Here is a 15,576-nt window from a genome sequence, read left to right on the forward strand (position 1 = left end):
ATCAATGTCGGATTGAGGTGATAGATACCTATGAAGAAGAGACGAGGAAGGCCGAATCGTGGTAGGTGCTGAGCGATATAACAAAATGTTTTTAGATAAGTGGCTATCGGTATTGAAACAACATCATACATTGATCAATAAAAGAGGCTGACCTATATAGGTTAGCCTCTTTATATTTTCAAACTATATATTTACTAACTCGACTTCTTCACCGACCCTCCGCTGCTTGAATCGGTAACGGATTTGTTCGGGTTTCCGCGGAAGCGTATACTTCCTCCGCTGCTGGCGTGAGCGTTGAGCTCGGTTGTAACACTGATCTTGATGGAGGCTCCGCTGCTGGCTTCAGCTTGTACTTTAGCAGCATCAAGATTATAGGCATCGATCTCACCGGCACTGCTGGCATCAACGCTTAGCGATTTTGTTTTACCGGTCAGTTCAAGTTCACCGGCACTGGACGCACTGGCGGTAACCGACTCGGCATCTATAGCAACTTCAATTTCTCCGGCACTGGAAGCGCTTATATCCAATGAAGAACTCTTAACAGCTTCTTCAGAATAAATACTGCCGGCCGAGCTGGCGGAGAGTTTATCCAGTTGAACGTACGTAACGTACACCTTCACATCAATATTCCCGCGGTAGCGGCCATCGCGCATGTGTACTTTCAGGTATGAGCCCGATACTTCGGTAACAACATTTTCTGGATCGGTGCCTGTAACTTCCACCCGTAAGCTTTCTTTATCACCTTTCTTAAGGTAAACGTTAACACCTTCGGCTGCTTTTATTCCCGTGAAAGAACCAACCGTACGGTTCTGGGTTTGCTGAGCTGATGCTACCGACAGGGAGGCTATAAGTAAGATTACGCTTAATAAATTCTTCATGGTATTATCAATTTGCCCTAAAGACAAGCTGCAAATATAAGGGTTGCATGCGGGACGTTGACATGTAATAATTTTGAGGATGTACTAAAACATTGTATTTTACACTAAATTTCATAGTCCATTTTTTAACATTTGCATTTCTAACCAAGAGCTTCTATGATTTTTGACAAAAAAGCCGAACTTAATGTGCTAATCAACCTGGCTGCGAGCGATAAAAAAGTAGCCGACCGCGAATCCAAACTTATCCAGACTATTGCCAAAGCAAACGGCATTACGAAGGAAGAAGTTGATCAGATGCTAAGCAACCCTCAACCCATTGGCAACATCAACAGTCTCACAAACGATGAAAAATTCGAGCACCTCTACTTCCTGATCCAGTTAATGAAAATGGACGGACAGGTTTTCAGAAGTGAGATTGTATTCTGCGAACACATCGCTGAAAAACTGGGATTCAAAAAGGCTGTTGTAGCGGAAGTATCACAACACGTTTACAGCGACCCTTCCATCACTGCCGATCGTGATATGGTTAAGCAAAAAGCTGTTAAATATCTGAAAGCATAACATCTAAAGTTATCTTCTGAAAAAGCCCGCGATATATACCGCGGGCTTTTTTATTTACCAGCCTTCTGCGCTATATATACTCAGCTTTCCTTCCGCAGTATCTGCAACGGAGGTGTACTGATCACTTCGCGCGAATTAAACCAGCCAATCGTTACGGTAAGTACAATGACACCAGCCGCTATAATCAGCAGTTCTACCCAATCAAAACCAAACGTGATCTCGAAGAAGAACTTCGTGAGCAGCCACCCCCCTCCCATCGACAGGATCATTCCGGTGAGCGCGCTAAACAAACCCAGCCATGCATACTCAATGAGCGTTATCATGGTAATCTGCCGCGTGCGTGCCCCCACCGTGCGCAGCAACACATTCTCCTTGATGCGAACGAATTTAGAGTTAATCACTGCACCTGCCAATACAACGAGTCCGGTAATGATACTGAACAGCGCAAGGACACGAATCACCAACCCAAGCTTGTCGAACAATTGATTCACGGTACTTAATATCAGCCGCAAGTCGATCAAGGAGACATTGGGATATTGCATCACCAACTGTTGTTGAAACTGGTTTGCCTGCTGCTGATCGTTAATGCGTGTAGCCGTCACGTAGATCTGTGGTGCATTTTCAAGCACACCACTCGGAAAGACGAAAATAAAGTTAGGTGGATCTTTCGGCCAGTCAACTTTACGGATACCGGCTATACGCACTTTCACGGGTATACCCTGCACATCGAATACGAGCGAGTCACCTATCGATACCTTCAGGTTTTCTTCCATGCCTTCGGAGATCGTTACCCATACGGAGTCTTTACTGTTTTTCTTCTTTTGCAGTTCACCCTTTATCAACTCTTCAGCACTATTCAATGTATCGCGATAGGTTACGCGGTATTCACGTGACAACGCCCAGCCGGGTATATCATCTGTTGTATCGTTTTGCAAGGTCTCAACACGTTTACCTTTTACTTCGCTCAGCCGGCAGGTAATGATCGGCACCACCTGGTTTACTTTCAGTTTGTTGTCCTGCATCAATTTCACAACGCCATCTTTCTGGCCGGGCTGTATATCAAACAGAATTGTATTGGACTGATTCTCCTGTCCGGTAAACTCCACCTGTCCTAACATACTTTGCTCTACAATGTTTAATGTAGAGATGATGAAGGCGCCTAGCCCGATCGTTACCAGCAACACACGCGTCTGGTTATTCGGACGAAACAAGCTGGAGAGTGAATGTCTCAAAACAAAGCCGGCCTGTGACGGAAAAAATTTACGCACCAGGTATAGTAGCAACGTTGCCACCAGCGCAAGACATCCCAACGCAGCAATCAGTCCCAGGAAAAACATGAGACCTGTCATGATGCTTTTGGTTTGTATCGCTGCGAATGCCATGGGGAATAAACCGATCAATACCAGCACTACAATTTTTGTTTTCGAAAACTTGCTGGTCGATTCTGATGAAGCCCGTAACACCGTTAAAGGCGGCACAAACCGAACCGATACCAGCGGCAGCACGGAGAATAAAATAGACACAACAGTACCCAGCAACAATCCCACCGCGAGCGAGCGCAGTGAAAGTGAGAAACCAACCTCAAACGGAATAATGCCCTTCAGAAAAACTGGTATCAGTTGTTGTATACCTATACCGATGAGTGAGCCTATCATGCTCCCCATAATACCAAGTATAAAGATCTGGATAAAGTATATATTGAATGCCTGCCAGCCGGAAGAACCCACGCAGCGCAGCATGGCAACTTCTTCGCGTTTCTCGCGGGCATAAATATGAACGGAGCTTGCTACCCCTATACATCCAAGTATCAATGCAACAAAACCAAGCAGCGAGAAGAAACGATATATAGACATGAATCCCTCTCCGAGTCCCTCCTTTCTGCGCTCGACAGTATCATACGAATGTCCGGATTTCTTTACCAGCGGCCCGAGTGTTTTTTCTATATCTTTTACCTGCTCATCATTCGCTGTTTTGAAATATTGTTTATAGCTCACACGACTTCCATATTGTACCAACCGTGTTGAATCGAGATCACGCATCGCTATATATACCGAAGGTGTAAAGGTTGTCATGATACCGCCTCCACCCGGAATCTTCTTCACTACACCGGCTACTTTAAACACACTGTTACCCAGACGTAGCGAGTCGTCTGAACTTACCTCAAACTGACTTGCCAGTGTCTCATCCAGCATGGCATAACCTCCACCCTGCATGCGTTTATAGGCATCAGCAGGTAATGTTTCAATTTCACCATAAAAAGGAAAAGGTCCGGAGAGCGCTACCAGTCGTATCAGGCGCGATTGATTGTTATGCAGAAAAAGCACCATCGAAGCCATATCAGCTTCCGATGCCTGTGGCATTCCTACGGTATCAAATGCTTTCTGTAACTCGGCACTGAATTTCTTATCGCCATTCACTACAAAGTCTGCACCGATCAGTTCTTTTGCATTCCGATCGATATCATTCTGCAAAGTATAGTTCAACGAATCAAGCGCCACAACGGCAGCTATACCTGTTACCAGCGATGCCGTAAACAAAAGCAGTCTTGAAAAATTATGACGTGCATCACGCCACGCCATCGTCCATACCCAGCGATCGGTAAATATATTCCGGGCCTTGCGCTTTATTTTAATTATATATTCAATCATGTGGTATAATTGGAAAATTGGAAGATTGGAAGATTAAGAGATCAGAAGATTGGAAGATTCAATTTTAAAATCTTTCAATCTTCGAATCTTTTAATCATTCGCTACCACCAGTGTATTTTGTATCTCTTCAATCAGCTTGCCACCTTTCATTCGCAGTATACGTTGTGTGCGCTGGGCCAGATCAAGGTTGTGCGTAACGAGTATCAGTGTAGTGCCGTTCTCTTTATTCATACCAAACAACAACTCGGTAATATGCTTCGCATTTTCTTCATCGAGGTTACCAGTAGGTTCGTCTGCGAACAAAACTTTGGGATCGGTAATAAATGCGCGCGCCATCGCCACACGTTGCTGTTCACCACCCGATAACTGCGTAGGGTAATGATGCAGTCGACTTCCAAGTCCTACACGCTCTAATAAACCTTTTGCTTTATCCTGCACATTTCGTTCACCGCGTAACTCGAGTGGCACCATTACGTTTTCGAGTGCTGTTAGCGTTGACAAAAGCTGAAAGTTCTGAAAGACAAATCCTACATATTGATTGCGGATATAGGCACGATCGTCTTCACTCATATTATTGAGTTTGAATCCCATCAGTGAAACCGTGCCGGAAGAAGGTGTGTCTAGGCCGGCACAGAGGCCGAGGAGTGTGGTTTTGCCACTACCGGATGGACCGATGATCGCGACAGAATTTCCCTGGTTAACCGAGAACGATACATGATCGAGCACGGTTAGTTCATTACTGGCGGAGCGGTATATTTTGGTGAGGTTGTCAGTTTGCAGTACCGTGTTTGACATGGTTTTTGTTTATGATATTGTAAGAGTAATCGTTAAAAGAACTAAAATTGTTTTCGTTTAATTTAGCACGAATAGATTTATTACACGTATGGTCGGAAAATTAGGGTTGATTATTTCATTTCTGCTCCTGTTTCAGGCAGGAAATTCTACAAAAACGATTTTGTTTTATGGCGACAGCCTGACGGCAGGACTGGGTCTTACAACCGAAGAGGCTTTTCCGGCACTCGTTGAAAAGAAATTCAAGCAGCAAGGCAAGCCCTGTAAAGTGATCAATGCCGGGTTAAGTGGCGAGACTTCCGCAGGTGGTCTATCGCGTCTGGAGTGGGTGCTTCGTCAGCCGGTAGATGTATTTGTACTGGAACTCGGTGCCAACGATGGTCTGCGGGGTTTACCCATTGAGCAAACCCAGAAAAATCTTCAGGCTATTATAGACAAGGTAAAAGCTAAATATCCGAAAGTGAAAATTGTTATAGCCGGCATGATGGTGCCCCCGAACATGGGACCAGACTATACATCGAAGTTCAGAAAAATATTTCCGGAGCTCGCGAAGAAAAACAATGCAACACTCATCCCCTTTCTATTACAAGATGTAGCCGGCAATGAAAAACTCAACCAGGCCGATGGTATACATCCGAATGTGGAAGGACATAAGATTGTAGCCGAAAATGTCTATAAGGTCATTCAGCCGTTACTCTAAAATATAGCCTTTCAACTGCGTTGATCGTTTAAAAATGGATCAACGCATTTTTTGAAGTCAAAGCGATTCGTCATATTTCAGGTCTTAACTTGGGCTTAAGCAATGGTTTGCCGGATGATGGACTATATGGCGCGTCAAAAACACACGATCGGTGCTATCGTGCTGGCATTACTTACAACGGCCGCTATAGCACAACCACACCCGCTCGATAGTCTGAAGAACGAGCTCATCATCAGCACAGCTTCCAATCGCATCAATGTGCTGCTCGCTATATCGCAGTACTTCATCAACGTTAATCTCGATAGTGCCAACGGGTACGCGGAAAAAGCAATGCAATTCGCTACCGATACCAAAGCTGACCAGGACATGGCTCGTATCTATTCGCAGTTGGGACGTGTAAAATTTATAACTCCTTCGTATGATGATGCCCTCGATCTCTTTCTGAAAGCCGAACATCTCCTCAAACAACAAGAGCCTGTTAATAAAAATGAATTGCTGCGGGTATACTCAAACCTCGGTGCTATCTATGAGCGACAGGATGAACTGGATAAATCGTTGCATTACTATGAACGATCGCTGAGTCTGCTGAATGAAGACGATCGCGATAAACATGCAACAGCTCCCTCGGCTTTGCACGCACCGATCTATAACAACCTCGGCAATACGCTCATCAAAATGAAAGACACGGTGAAAGCTGTGGTATACTATAAAAAGGGATTGCAATATGCACTTGACATCAAAGACTATCTTCATGCAGGCAACCTGCTGAACAACCTCGGCAAAGTGATGATTGAGAAAAAAAGAATGGCGGAAGGCTATCCATACCTGAAGCGAGGCGAACATCTCCGTGAGATGATCCATGACGATCGCGGACTGGCTTCGTCCTATCGGAACCTGGTGATATACTTCATTGCTGTTAACGATCTTGACTCTGCGAAACACTACATCCACAAGACCACCAGCGCGCTGAAAAAAATTGGTGACCTCACCGATAAGTTCGGAGAAATATATATGCTGCTCTCGGATATTTATACCCGCGAAGGTAAATACGATAGCGCACTCTATGCATTCAAGCTACATGTACAGTATAAAGACAGTGTCTTTAACGGACCGAAGTTTCGCGAACTGGCGCGCGTAGAAGCTCGTTACGAGATGTTGCACAAAAGTCAGGAAGAACAGGTAAAACAAAAGTCGCGTGAGTTCAAAACGATCATTGCTATTTCAATTCTTATCTCCGGCATTATTATACTGCTGCTGCTATACGCCATTCAAAAAGTACGGAGTAAAAATCAACGGCTGCAATACGAACAATTAAAGCTGCGCGAAGAGAAGCTGGTGAGCGATCAGAACAACCTGCAACTGGAGCTGGAGTATAAACAAAAAGACCTCACTGCGCAGATGCTTTTTCTCTTGAAGAAAGATGAGTTTATCCACAAAGTGATTCATCGTCTTGATACCGTTAAGAAAGATCTTCCGTCTGAGGTGCAATCAAAACTCCTGCGCATTACCAAAGAGCTGGCTGCTATATCGAAGCACAACGATACTTCGTGGCAGGAATTTGAACTACGCTTTAAGGAAGTACATAAAGATTTTTATGAAAAGCTGGAAGCCCGCTATCCGGAGTTAACACCAAAAGAACGAAGGCTCTGCGCATTGCTAAAGCTGAACATGACCACGAAGGAAATTTCTTCCATCACACACCAATCCACACGAAGCCTGGAAGTAGCACGAACACGTCTGCGCAAGAAATTCAATCTTACCAATTCAGAAGTCGGGCTGGTAGATTTTCTTTCGAAGATCGATCAGTAAAAAAGGGAGCACCCGGTATATACCCCGATACTCCCCAAAGGTTAAGGTTTAGTTGTGTTACTTCTTTTTCAGCACTACTTCAAAGTCGCCAAACATACCTTGCGTACGACCGCTCTCATCCAGCGGGTCAGATATAGTAAAGGTTAGTGTCAGCGTATTGTCGGCAATGGTATAGTGCATAACCGTTTCGTCTTGTCCACGTTTTATCGCGGTAAATGTGTTGTCGGTAAAGCTCCAGGTATCAGCCGAAACATTGCCAAATGCATAGCCACCGTTTTGCACCAGGTATACCGGCACATCTTTCGTCCCGGTAAAAGTTATAGCCAGACCGGTATATTCTGCACTTACATCCGTGCCATCCGCTTTTATATAGCCACCATTAATCGTCCAGGTGCCCGCTAATTTATTGACTGCTTCCGTTGCCGGGTCGGTAGTGTTATCACCACCACACTTCGTCATCAACGCCAGCGTGACAACGAACCATACATAGTTAATTTTTCCCATAGACATTAGGTATAGGTCAGGCTACCGAAATGATAGCCTGACTGGATTAAGTATTTATTGTTTGATGAATTTGAAAACATGCGAGGTCTCTTTGTTCTGAAGCTTGATCAGGTAAAAGCCAGGCGCAAGCGATGATACATCGGCACGAAGCGAATGGTTCGCCACTGCAGGCTGCTGCAGTACTTCACCTGTAACATTCAAAATCATAGCGTTTTCAACATTGACACCGGCATCTTCCCACGAAAGATTAAGTATACCCGAGGTTGGATTCGGATACAGCTTTACACTACCGAAGTTAGTTGTCTCAATGGCTGTTACCAGGTTTACGACAACCTTCAGTGTAGTTGTTACCGAAGCACCACTGTTATCGGTAGCGGTTATTGTCAGTATAGATTCACCAGCCTTCTTCGGCTTGATACGAAGCTTATCGCTGGATGCCATCACTTCCGCTACGGTGATATCCGAAGATATAGCCGATACATTCAGTACGTCATCGATATCCGGATCAGTAATGATCGAAGACATAGCAATGTCATCCGCAGGAGCTGCGTAATCGTAATGACGATCGGTATGATCTACCACTACAGGTGCGCGGTTCATATTCCATACGTTGATCGTTACCGGTTTAGTGTTGTTTCGGTTACCGGCATCCTTTGCCTGTATTGTTAAGTTAATCACGCGGGGTGAAATATAGTCTGGCGTATAGGTTACGGTTATACCGGTGGCCGATGTTGTCCAAGTCATGCCTGTCGGAGCGCCTGGTATTGTTCCGGTTACTGCTTCTCCTTCCAGGTCAGTAACTGGCACTTCAAAAACAGAAGTTTCTGTTTCCGTTACGTACCACTCATATACCTTCTCTTCAAACTGCGGAGCCTGGTTGATGTGAAGCTGTGCCTTGATACTTGTAGTTGCATGGGCCGGATCATTTGATCTGATAGCTATGGTTGCATACGCATCCGTTGATGTACCCATGTTTGCAGCGTTAGCCATTACCGACACGGTCAGTGAATCTCCTGCAGCTACAGAACCTTCGGCAACTGCGGGCAACGTGAGCCAGCTTCCATTTACGAAATCTTTCTCCAATGCTTTCACAAACCATGCGGCCTTGCGATAATCTGGAATGGAATTTATATCGGACCATACACCGGCATCTGAATAATAATACAGGAATTTACCCGGCATGGCTTCGGTGAGATTAGAAGTTCCCTGTGGATGTCCTGTACCCAGCGGATAGCTGATCACTACAAAAAATGTTTCGCCCGGATAGAACGTGATCGGAGTCTTCAGATCGAACATCAATGTATTCTTGTAGTTCTTGCCAAGTGCCAGTTCATATTCTTCACTGGCCAGCAAGGCTGCCGTCTCTACATCATCGCCTGCATATATACTTACTTTGATCAGGCTGGATTCCAGATCACCGGAAGCATAGTATGTCTGCACATGCGTTAATGTGAAGCCATCGCCAGGCGCTGTAAATTTAGTACCCGATACAAATGCGCCACCAATTCCAAAGCCGAGCATATTATCGGCCTGATCTTCCGCTATATATTCCAGCGTACGGTTATAGCCTTCTACGGCTGTTATACCTGTTTGAAGACCTGCTGATGCAAGCTCGATGGAAGGAATAGCTCCGCTCTTCACAGATTTTTCAGCTACAGGCGCCAACGTTGTACCTATGCGCTGATACTGCATCGAAACACTATATTTCAATGGCGACAAACCTTTCTTGTTGCTGATCACGAATGATTCACTACCTGTATAGGTATTGTCGTTCGCCTGGAATACGATCTCTTTCCTGCTCACGCGCATCGCCGGAGGAAGTACAACATTCGCCTGCACCGGTATTTCGATAAGTCCTGCAGGATCATTACTTTCTATCACCAGTGCATCCGTTAATGTATAATTGTCCATAGCAGGCGATACAGTAATTCTGAACTTCTGTGTTTGCTTGGGAGAAAGTATAATATCACCCGCGGCAACTTCACCCGGAATTTGTGCCCAGTAGTTTCCAAAGAATCCAGACATCTCCATCCAAAGTGTCATATCACTTCCGCTCTTCATTTGCAGTTGTGTGAAGTTCAGCATAGCTGCACCAGTATTGCTCAGGGTAAATTCCTGGCTATAGGTTGCCGGTATACCATCTGCTTCTTTCGCAACCACATCACCGAAGTCTACTGCATCCGGAGCGATCAGTTTCGGAACACCCGTTACCGTAAGTGACACCGGTATATGGAGTGATGTTTTTCCTGGCACGTTGGTTTGCAGCAACAGGTTAGATGTATAGTCACCCGCCATCAACTCCGTTGCATCTACGCGTACGTTAACGGTCTTGGTTTCACCCGCTGCCAGCTCTACGCGATTGGCTGGTGTAAGTACTACAGCCAAACCATTCTCAATAAAATTCTGGTAAGCTGCAATACGCACACCCTCCGTTCCATCTTCATTCTCTACACCTATAACGCCACCGTTGGTATAAGTCCATCCGGGTATCTGGTATTGATAACGAATGTTACCATTCTTATAGAGCAACACCTGCATGTTCCACGGATCGCCCATGCCAAATATATTGTATTGGTTTACATATTCGATCGTTACTACATCTTCGGTAGCATGATAGTATACACCATATACATCGTTATCAAGTGAATAAAAAGCTCCGTTGCTCCAGAAAGGTGCGATGAAGTTATTCGGACCTTCCGGATCAGGTATCGTTCCGGATGTAAAGATGCCCACGGGCTGGTTCGGGGTAAAATATACCAGGCCATTCGTGCTCACATATACTTTGTTATACTCCTTGCCGTAGAATCTAAATGCAAAAGGCAGTGGCATCTCTTTCTCTTCCGGATAACCATCAATCACAAAATCAATCCGGTTTTCTTTCTTCATGATCTCCTCCCATACATATTGCACAGAACCATCTTTGCTGGTAGACCAGTAATATGTATTCTTCGGATATTGTATACCGGCTGCACCTGCTACAGTTTCTGTATCGACCGGGTACACCCACGATGTACCGGATGGCACTACGTTCAATGTACTGGCTCCGTTATTGGTAATACTGATCGTATGATCAGCAGATGTTCCGGCTTCCAGTACATCTTCGATAGCATCATATGCCAACGCTATATTCGGAGGCGTTTGTACCACAGCATGTACCGCTACATGTTTCACCGAGTTATCGCTGAAGGTAATGTGAAGATTATCGTTCACCTCTCCTGCCGTGACTCCCTTTTTGGCTACACCAATATATAGGGACGACCGCGCCTTCAGACTATACGGAAGCGCATCGTGTGTTATTGTGAAATATCCATGATCGGAAGTAATACTCTTGATACTGATGGCTTTTGTGCCTGTGTTTTGTACCTGCACGATATCGTTTACTTCATCACCAATAAAAACATCACCAAGGTCGAGTGCATCTGTACTCAGAGCGATATTGGGTGTGCCACCGGAGGTTATATTCACTTGTGCTTTGAACACCTGGGCTGGTGTTGCCGGATCATTGCTGACGATCACAAGGTTTTGCCAGAAGCTGCCTTCCGTCAGATCACTTGTTTCAACCTTATAAGTAACATCGGTTGATGCGCCAACCGCCAGTGTTCCGGTAGTGGAAGAAATCTCCTGCATTATGTCTCTTCCCGGAGAATTAATTTCTACAGAGAATCCACTCGCTGCATTCAATGGCTTTTCATAGTTGGAGATCAGGTATCCGAATTTCTTGGCCGGGTCTTCGATCGCCACCTCGATATAGTTTGTATTGAATGCATCCAGGCTGATGTCTTTATAGTTGATCAATACATTTCCATTATCATATACAATGATCTGGAAGGTGATGTGCTGCGTGTCGTCCCACTCGTGCGGTACATTATCGTATTGCACAATCAGCTTGCCTGGTTTCGCCTGGTAGTATATTTTACCACCTTCAGCGCTTATACCTTGGTTAAATGCGGATATAAATCCAAAGGGCATATACTCGCTTCCTATATCGATCATATTCCCCACCACATTTACTTTATCATCGATGGTGAGCATACCATAGCGTGTGATCATCAGTTGATCGGTAGTCTGGTTAAAGATCGGGAAATCGAATCCCAGTTTTACCGGGTAAAAATCATTGTTCACTACATCTTTAAAGAAGGTCGTGATGTCCTTACCGGTAGCTGCTATATCTTCCCAAGTGTATGCAAGGCCTGAACCATCGGTACTGGTGCGATAGGAATATCCGTAAGCATTATACCCTTCGCTCACATAGTCTATACCTTCACCGCTCGCATACTTCGGCATGAAATATTGCAGCGGATAGTTACCGGTGTTCTTAATCGTAAATTTACCCGTAGCGGTAGCACCGAGTGCCAGGTTATAGGTAGCAGCAGCCGGAGTAAGACTGATCTTCGAAGGCGATATCCCTACACCTACTAACGATATACTATATTTATTTCCACTGGCATCAGATAAGGTAAGCACTCCATTGCTGGTGCCGGTTTGTTTGGCGGTATACTTTACACTGACCTTACCATTACCCAAGGCATTAATCTTGTATGGAGTATTGGTAATAACAAAATCGTCATTGCTTACCGTGGCATTATCTACTATAAAGTTGCCATAGCCGGTGTTGTTTATAGTAAGCTCAAGTTCTTTACTGCGGCCTATAAATATACCACCAAAGTCTGCGACCGATGCAGAGGAAAGCACGGGTTTCTGTCCTTTCACCTGTACCGTAACAGGAATTGCTGTGAGACTGTTGCTATAGTCGTTGTTCAACACCACTACATCAGCGCGATACTCACCGTTTATCAGGTGACTTCCATCAACCGCCACCGCTACAGGTGTTATATCTTTACCGGCAATCGCTCCTTCTTCCGGCAACAGTGTAATATACTGATCGAGTGCAGGACTATTAGATACAGGCGTTTGTACCCAGGCATAGTATGGATTCTGTATAGCGTCTGCCAGTGGTGTCCAGTTCTTGCCTACATCGAAGCTGATAAAGCAATTATCGGAATAAGAATCAGCAGCCTCCTCGCTCATCCCCAGCGGATATAAATGTCCGGCAGGCATGTGAACTACAACCCAAAACGTTGAGCCGGATGCAAAGTATAATTGCTGGCCCAGTTGCAATGAATATACTACATCATAATTGGAGTTACCGGAAAATTCCGAGGCATATACCAGGTTCTGACGATCCATGGTTTCACCGCGGTATATCTCTACAATGAAGGGAGGATCGTTACGTTCGATGTTGTTGTTCACCAACAGGCGCAAATCGGTCATGTTAAAACCATCCGCATATGGCACAATAAACCTGGTAGCCGATGAATTGGAGATCGTTGTATCTTCTTCACCGATCATATACCCGCCATAATATTCATCAAGCACATGACGAATTTCGCGAGGCTCATACGAATCGTTATACCCGGTAGTAACAGCCTTCGGTCTGTCTTTCAGATTAACGTGCGATGGTTGTACACCAGGTTTGCGCACTGATCCTGCGGTAACTTTCGCAGCAGGATATTTCAAATGATTCCAGTCGAGTGAGTAATCTCTCTGTCGCACTTCTCCTTTCCAACGCAGCTCTCCGTTGGCATTGTTCTGAATGATGAAAGCATCCTGTGCCTGGGTGGCGGTAGTCACATCAATTGAAAATTCAAGAGACGACCGATCGATCATTACACTCGGACCTTCCGTTGTTTTTACTTTAATGATCGCAGATATAGCCGACTTGTTTCCCCAGCGATCAATAGCATATATAGCAACATAATATTTCGTAGCGGCAAAAAGCTTACCGATGCTATACTGCATTTTTGCCCCGGCATCCCCAAGGTTTGCTACGGTAGCTGTCTTGATATTTTTGCGCCTCGCCACATCGAGACTGTCCTGTGCATAGGTAATCTCGTATTTAGCAGCAACACCATCATCGCGGTCGCTGCTCACACTCCAGGTTAATCCTATATAGTCTTGTCCTGTATCGGCTGCTAACAGGTCGGTTACTATAGCAGGCGCCACCTTCTCGTTGGTCTTCAAGGCTAATGCTGCATCGATATAGCCTACGCCTAACTGATCGATATAGTCAGGATTGTATTGATTGATGTCGTGCGTACCCGTGATCAACGCTGTCCAAAGGTCTTGCGCAGTATAATTTTTACCACCATGCTGCGACACCACCAACGCTGCTATACCCGACACATGTGGGCAGGCCATGGATGTTCCCTGGAAGAAACCATATTGGTTATCGGGTAATGTACTTAATATACCATCCTCGCTGGCGTTATACTGATCGCCACCCGGTGCCGACAATTCTACCTTCGCACCATAGTTGGAGTAAAATGCTTTCTGATTGGTTCTTCCCAGCGATGCTACAGCCATCACATGATCGTATGCTTCGGGATAATAGTCGAGATCGTTGTTCGAGTTACCCGCTGCAAAGATCACAATCCCTCCTTTCATCGGACTGTTCGGATAATTACCAGCCTCTTCTATAAAATAATCGATGGCATCCAGCACAGCCTGATCGTATGCACCGGGCGTTGTGTAAGTCCATGAGTTTTGCGAGATCACGGCTCCGTTATCCGCAGCATATATATAGGAAGCTGCAGTGTTGTCGTACATACCGTTGAGTATCTTGGCGCTCATTACCTTTACACCACTGTTCACGCCATCACCACCGGCTACACCGCTCACGCCAATGCCGTTGTTGGTAACGGCTGCAATCGTACCGGCTACGTGTGTTCCGTGATCACCGGGAGGTATAGTACCCGAGTCACCTGAAAAATCGTAACCGTTGATGTCATCTATATAGCCGTTGTAATCGTCATCTACTCCGGGGCGACCATTCTTCTCGGCAAGGTTTACCCATACGTTCGCTGCGAGGTCGCGGTGCTTTACATCTATACCGAGATCGTGTACGGCCACAATCACATTCGGATCACCAGTCTGTACCTTCCATGCTTCTACCAGGTTGATGTCGGCTTCGGGTATACCTCCGTTGGTCTCGCCATCATTTTCATAATGCCATTGCAGATAGAAAAGCGGATCGTTCACTGCTTCCGTTACGGAGCTGATGCGCGCATCGGAAACAATGGTAGCCTTGCCCGGCTGTATTGCTGCTTTGGCGCGGATGGGTTCCGCATGCGCTATATTACCGAGTCTCTTGAACTCCCGTGCTGCCGACTCTACATCCGTGTTCAGCGGAACGGTAAGTTCGTACCAGAGGTGTAAGCCGTGCTTGCGGTGTACTGCTTCTTTTTTGGGATTGTAAGGAAAGACGCGCGTCATTTCCATTGCCTTGTGTTTTACCGCCAGCGCATCAAAGCCCGCTATACCGGTCTGGATGTAACCACTCTTGCGTGCGACCTTCATGGTCTTCAAGGTGGCCTCCATCCCGGAGCTGAACTTTATCCGCACTTTGCCGCTCACCACAGCTGCCGATGTTGTTTGTGCCCACACATCCACGATGCTGCCTGCTATCAGCAAACAGACCACGGTTGTTAAGGACATTAGCCGTAGAAAATTCTTCATAGGTTTTGATTAGGTTAATGATTATTGGGTGCATCGCACATGCAACAGTAGGCAATTAAAGACAGCTATACCCCAAAAGCGCTATTCACAACGACCATACAGACGAGAAGATGGGACTGCACAATGACTGTACAATGGGATTTTAAGATACTGTTTATCTGTTGATTGA

The 15,576-nt window shown here is 45.6% G+C and carries 8 protein-coding genes; 3 read left to right on the forward strand and 5 right to left on the reverse strand.

Annotation, left to right across the window (positions count from 1 at the left end):
* Positions 1 to 194: 194 nt before the first annotated feature.
* On the reverse strand, positions 195 to 878 hold the full coding sequence (locus tag ACFQ21_RS04465; RefSeq protein ID WP_377575409.1) for a head GIN domain-containing protein: 684 nt from the start codon (positions 876 to 878) through the stop codon (positions 195 to 197).
* A gap of 156 nt (positions 879 to 1,034) precedes the next feature.
* On the opposite strand from ACFQ21_RS04465, the gene ACFQ21_RS04470 reads away from it, so the two are divergent.
* Positions 1,035 to 1,439 (forward strand): TerB family tellurite resistance protein, encoded by a 405-nt coding sequence (locus ACFQ21_RS04470; RefSeq protein ID WP_377575412.1) that lies wholly within the window; start codon positions 1,035 to 1,037, stop codon positions 1,437 to 1,439.
* A gap of 80 nt (positions 1,440 to 1,519) precedes the next feature.
* Here the strand turns inward: ACFQ21_RS04470 and ACFQ21_RS04475 are convergent, their stop codons facing one another.
* The gene (locus ACFQ21_RS04475; RefSeq protein ID WP_377575415.1) at positions 1,520 to 4,087 is read right to left on the reverse strand and encodes an ABC transporter permease; all 2,568 of its coding nucleotides are present in this window, start codon (positions 4,085 to 4,087) and stop codon (positions 1,520 to 1,522) included.
* 90 nt (positions 4,088 to 4,177) lie between these two features.
* Positions 4,178 to 4,882: an ABC transporter ATP-binding protein gene (locus ACFQ21_RS04480; RefSeq protein WP_377575417.1), complete on the reverse strand. Its 705-nt coding sequence runs from the start codon at positions 4,880 to 4,882 to the stop codon at positions 4,178 to 4,180.
* A gap of 88 nt (positions 4,883 to 4,970) precedes the next feature.
* On the opposite strand from ACFQ21_RS04480, the gene ACFQ21_RS04485 reads away from it, so the two are divergent.
* Positions 4,971 to 5,579 carry an arylesterase gene (locus ACFQ21_RS04485; protein ID WP_377575420.1) on the forward strand — a complete coding sequence of 203 codons (609 nt, stop codon included), beginning with the start codon at positions 4,971 to 4,973 and terminating at the stop codon, positions 5,577 to 5,579.
* Between the two features lie 126 nt (positions 5,580 to 5,705).
* Positions 5,706 to 7,388, forward strand: coding sequence for a tetratricopeptide repeat protein (locus ACFQ21_RS04490; RefSeq protein ID WP_377575423.1), 1,683 nt, complete (start codon positions 5,706 to 5,708; stop codon positions 7,386 to 7,388).
* Between the two features lie 57 nt (positions 7,389 to 7,445).
* Here the strand turns inward: ACFQ21_RS04490 and ACFQ21_RS04495 are convergent, their stop codons facing one another.
* The gene (locus tag ACFQ21_RS04495; RefSeq protein ID WP_377575426.1) at positions 7,446 to 7,892 is read right to left on the reverse strand and encodes a hypothetical protein; all 447 of its coding nucleotides are present in this window, start codon (positions 7,890 to 7,892) and stop codon (positions 7,446 to 7,448) included.
* 54 nt (positions 7,893 to 7,946) lie between these two features.
* Positions 7,947 to 15,407 (reverse strand): S8 family serine peptidase, encoded by a 7,461-nt coding sequence (locus tag ACFQ21_RS04500; RefSeq protein WP_377575428.1) that lies wholly within the window; start codon positions 15,405 to 15,407, stop codon positions 7,947 to 7,949.
* Positions 15,408 to 15,576 lie beyond the last annotated feature (169 nt).

This window comes from Ohtaekwangia kribbensis, from assembly GCF_042676245.1.
GTDB lineage: Bacteria > Bacteroidota > Bacteroidia > Cytophagales > Cyclobacteriaceae > Ohtaekwangia > Ohtaekwangia kribbensis.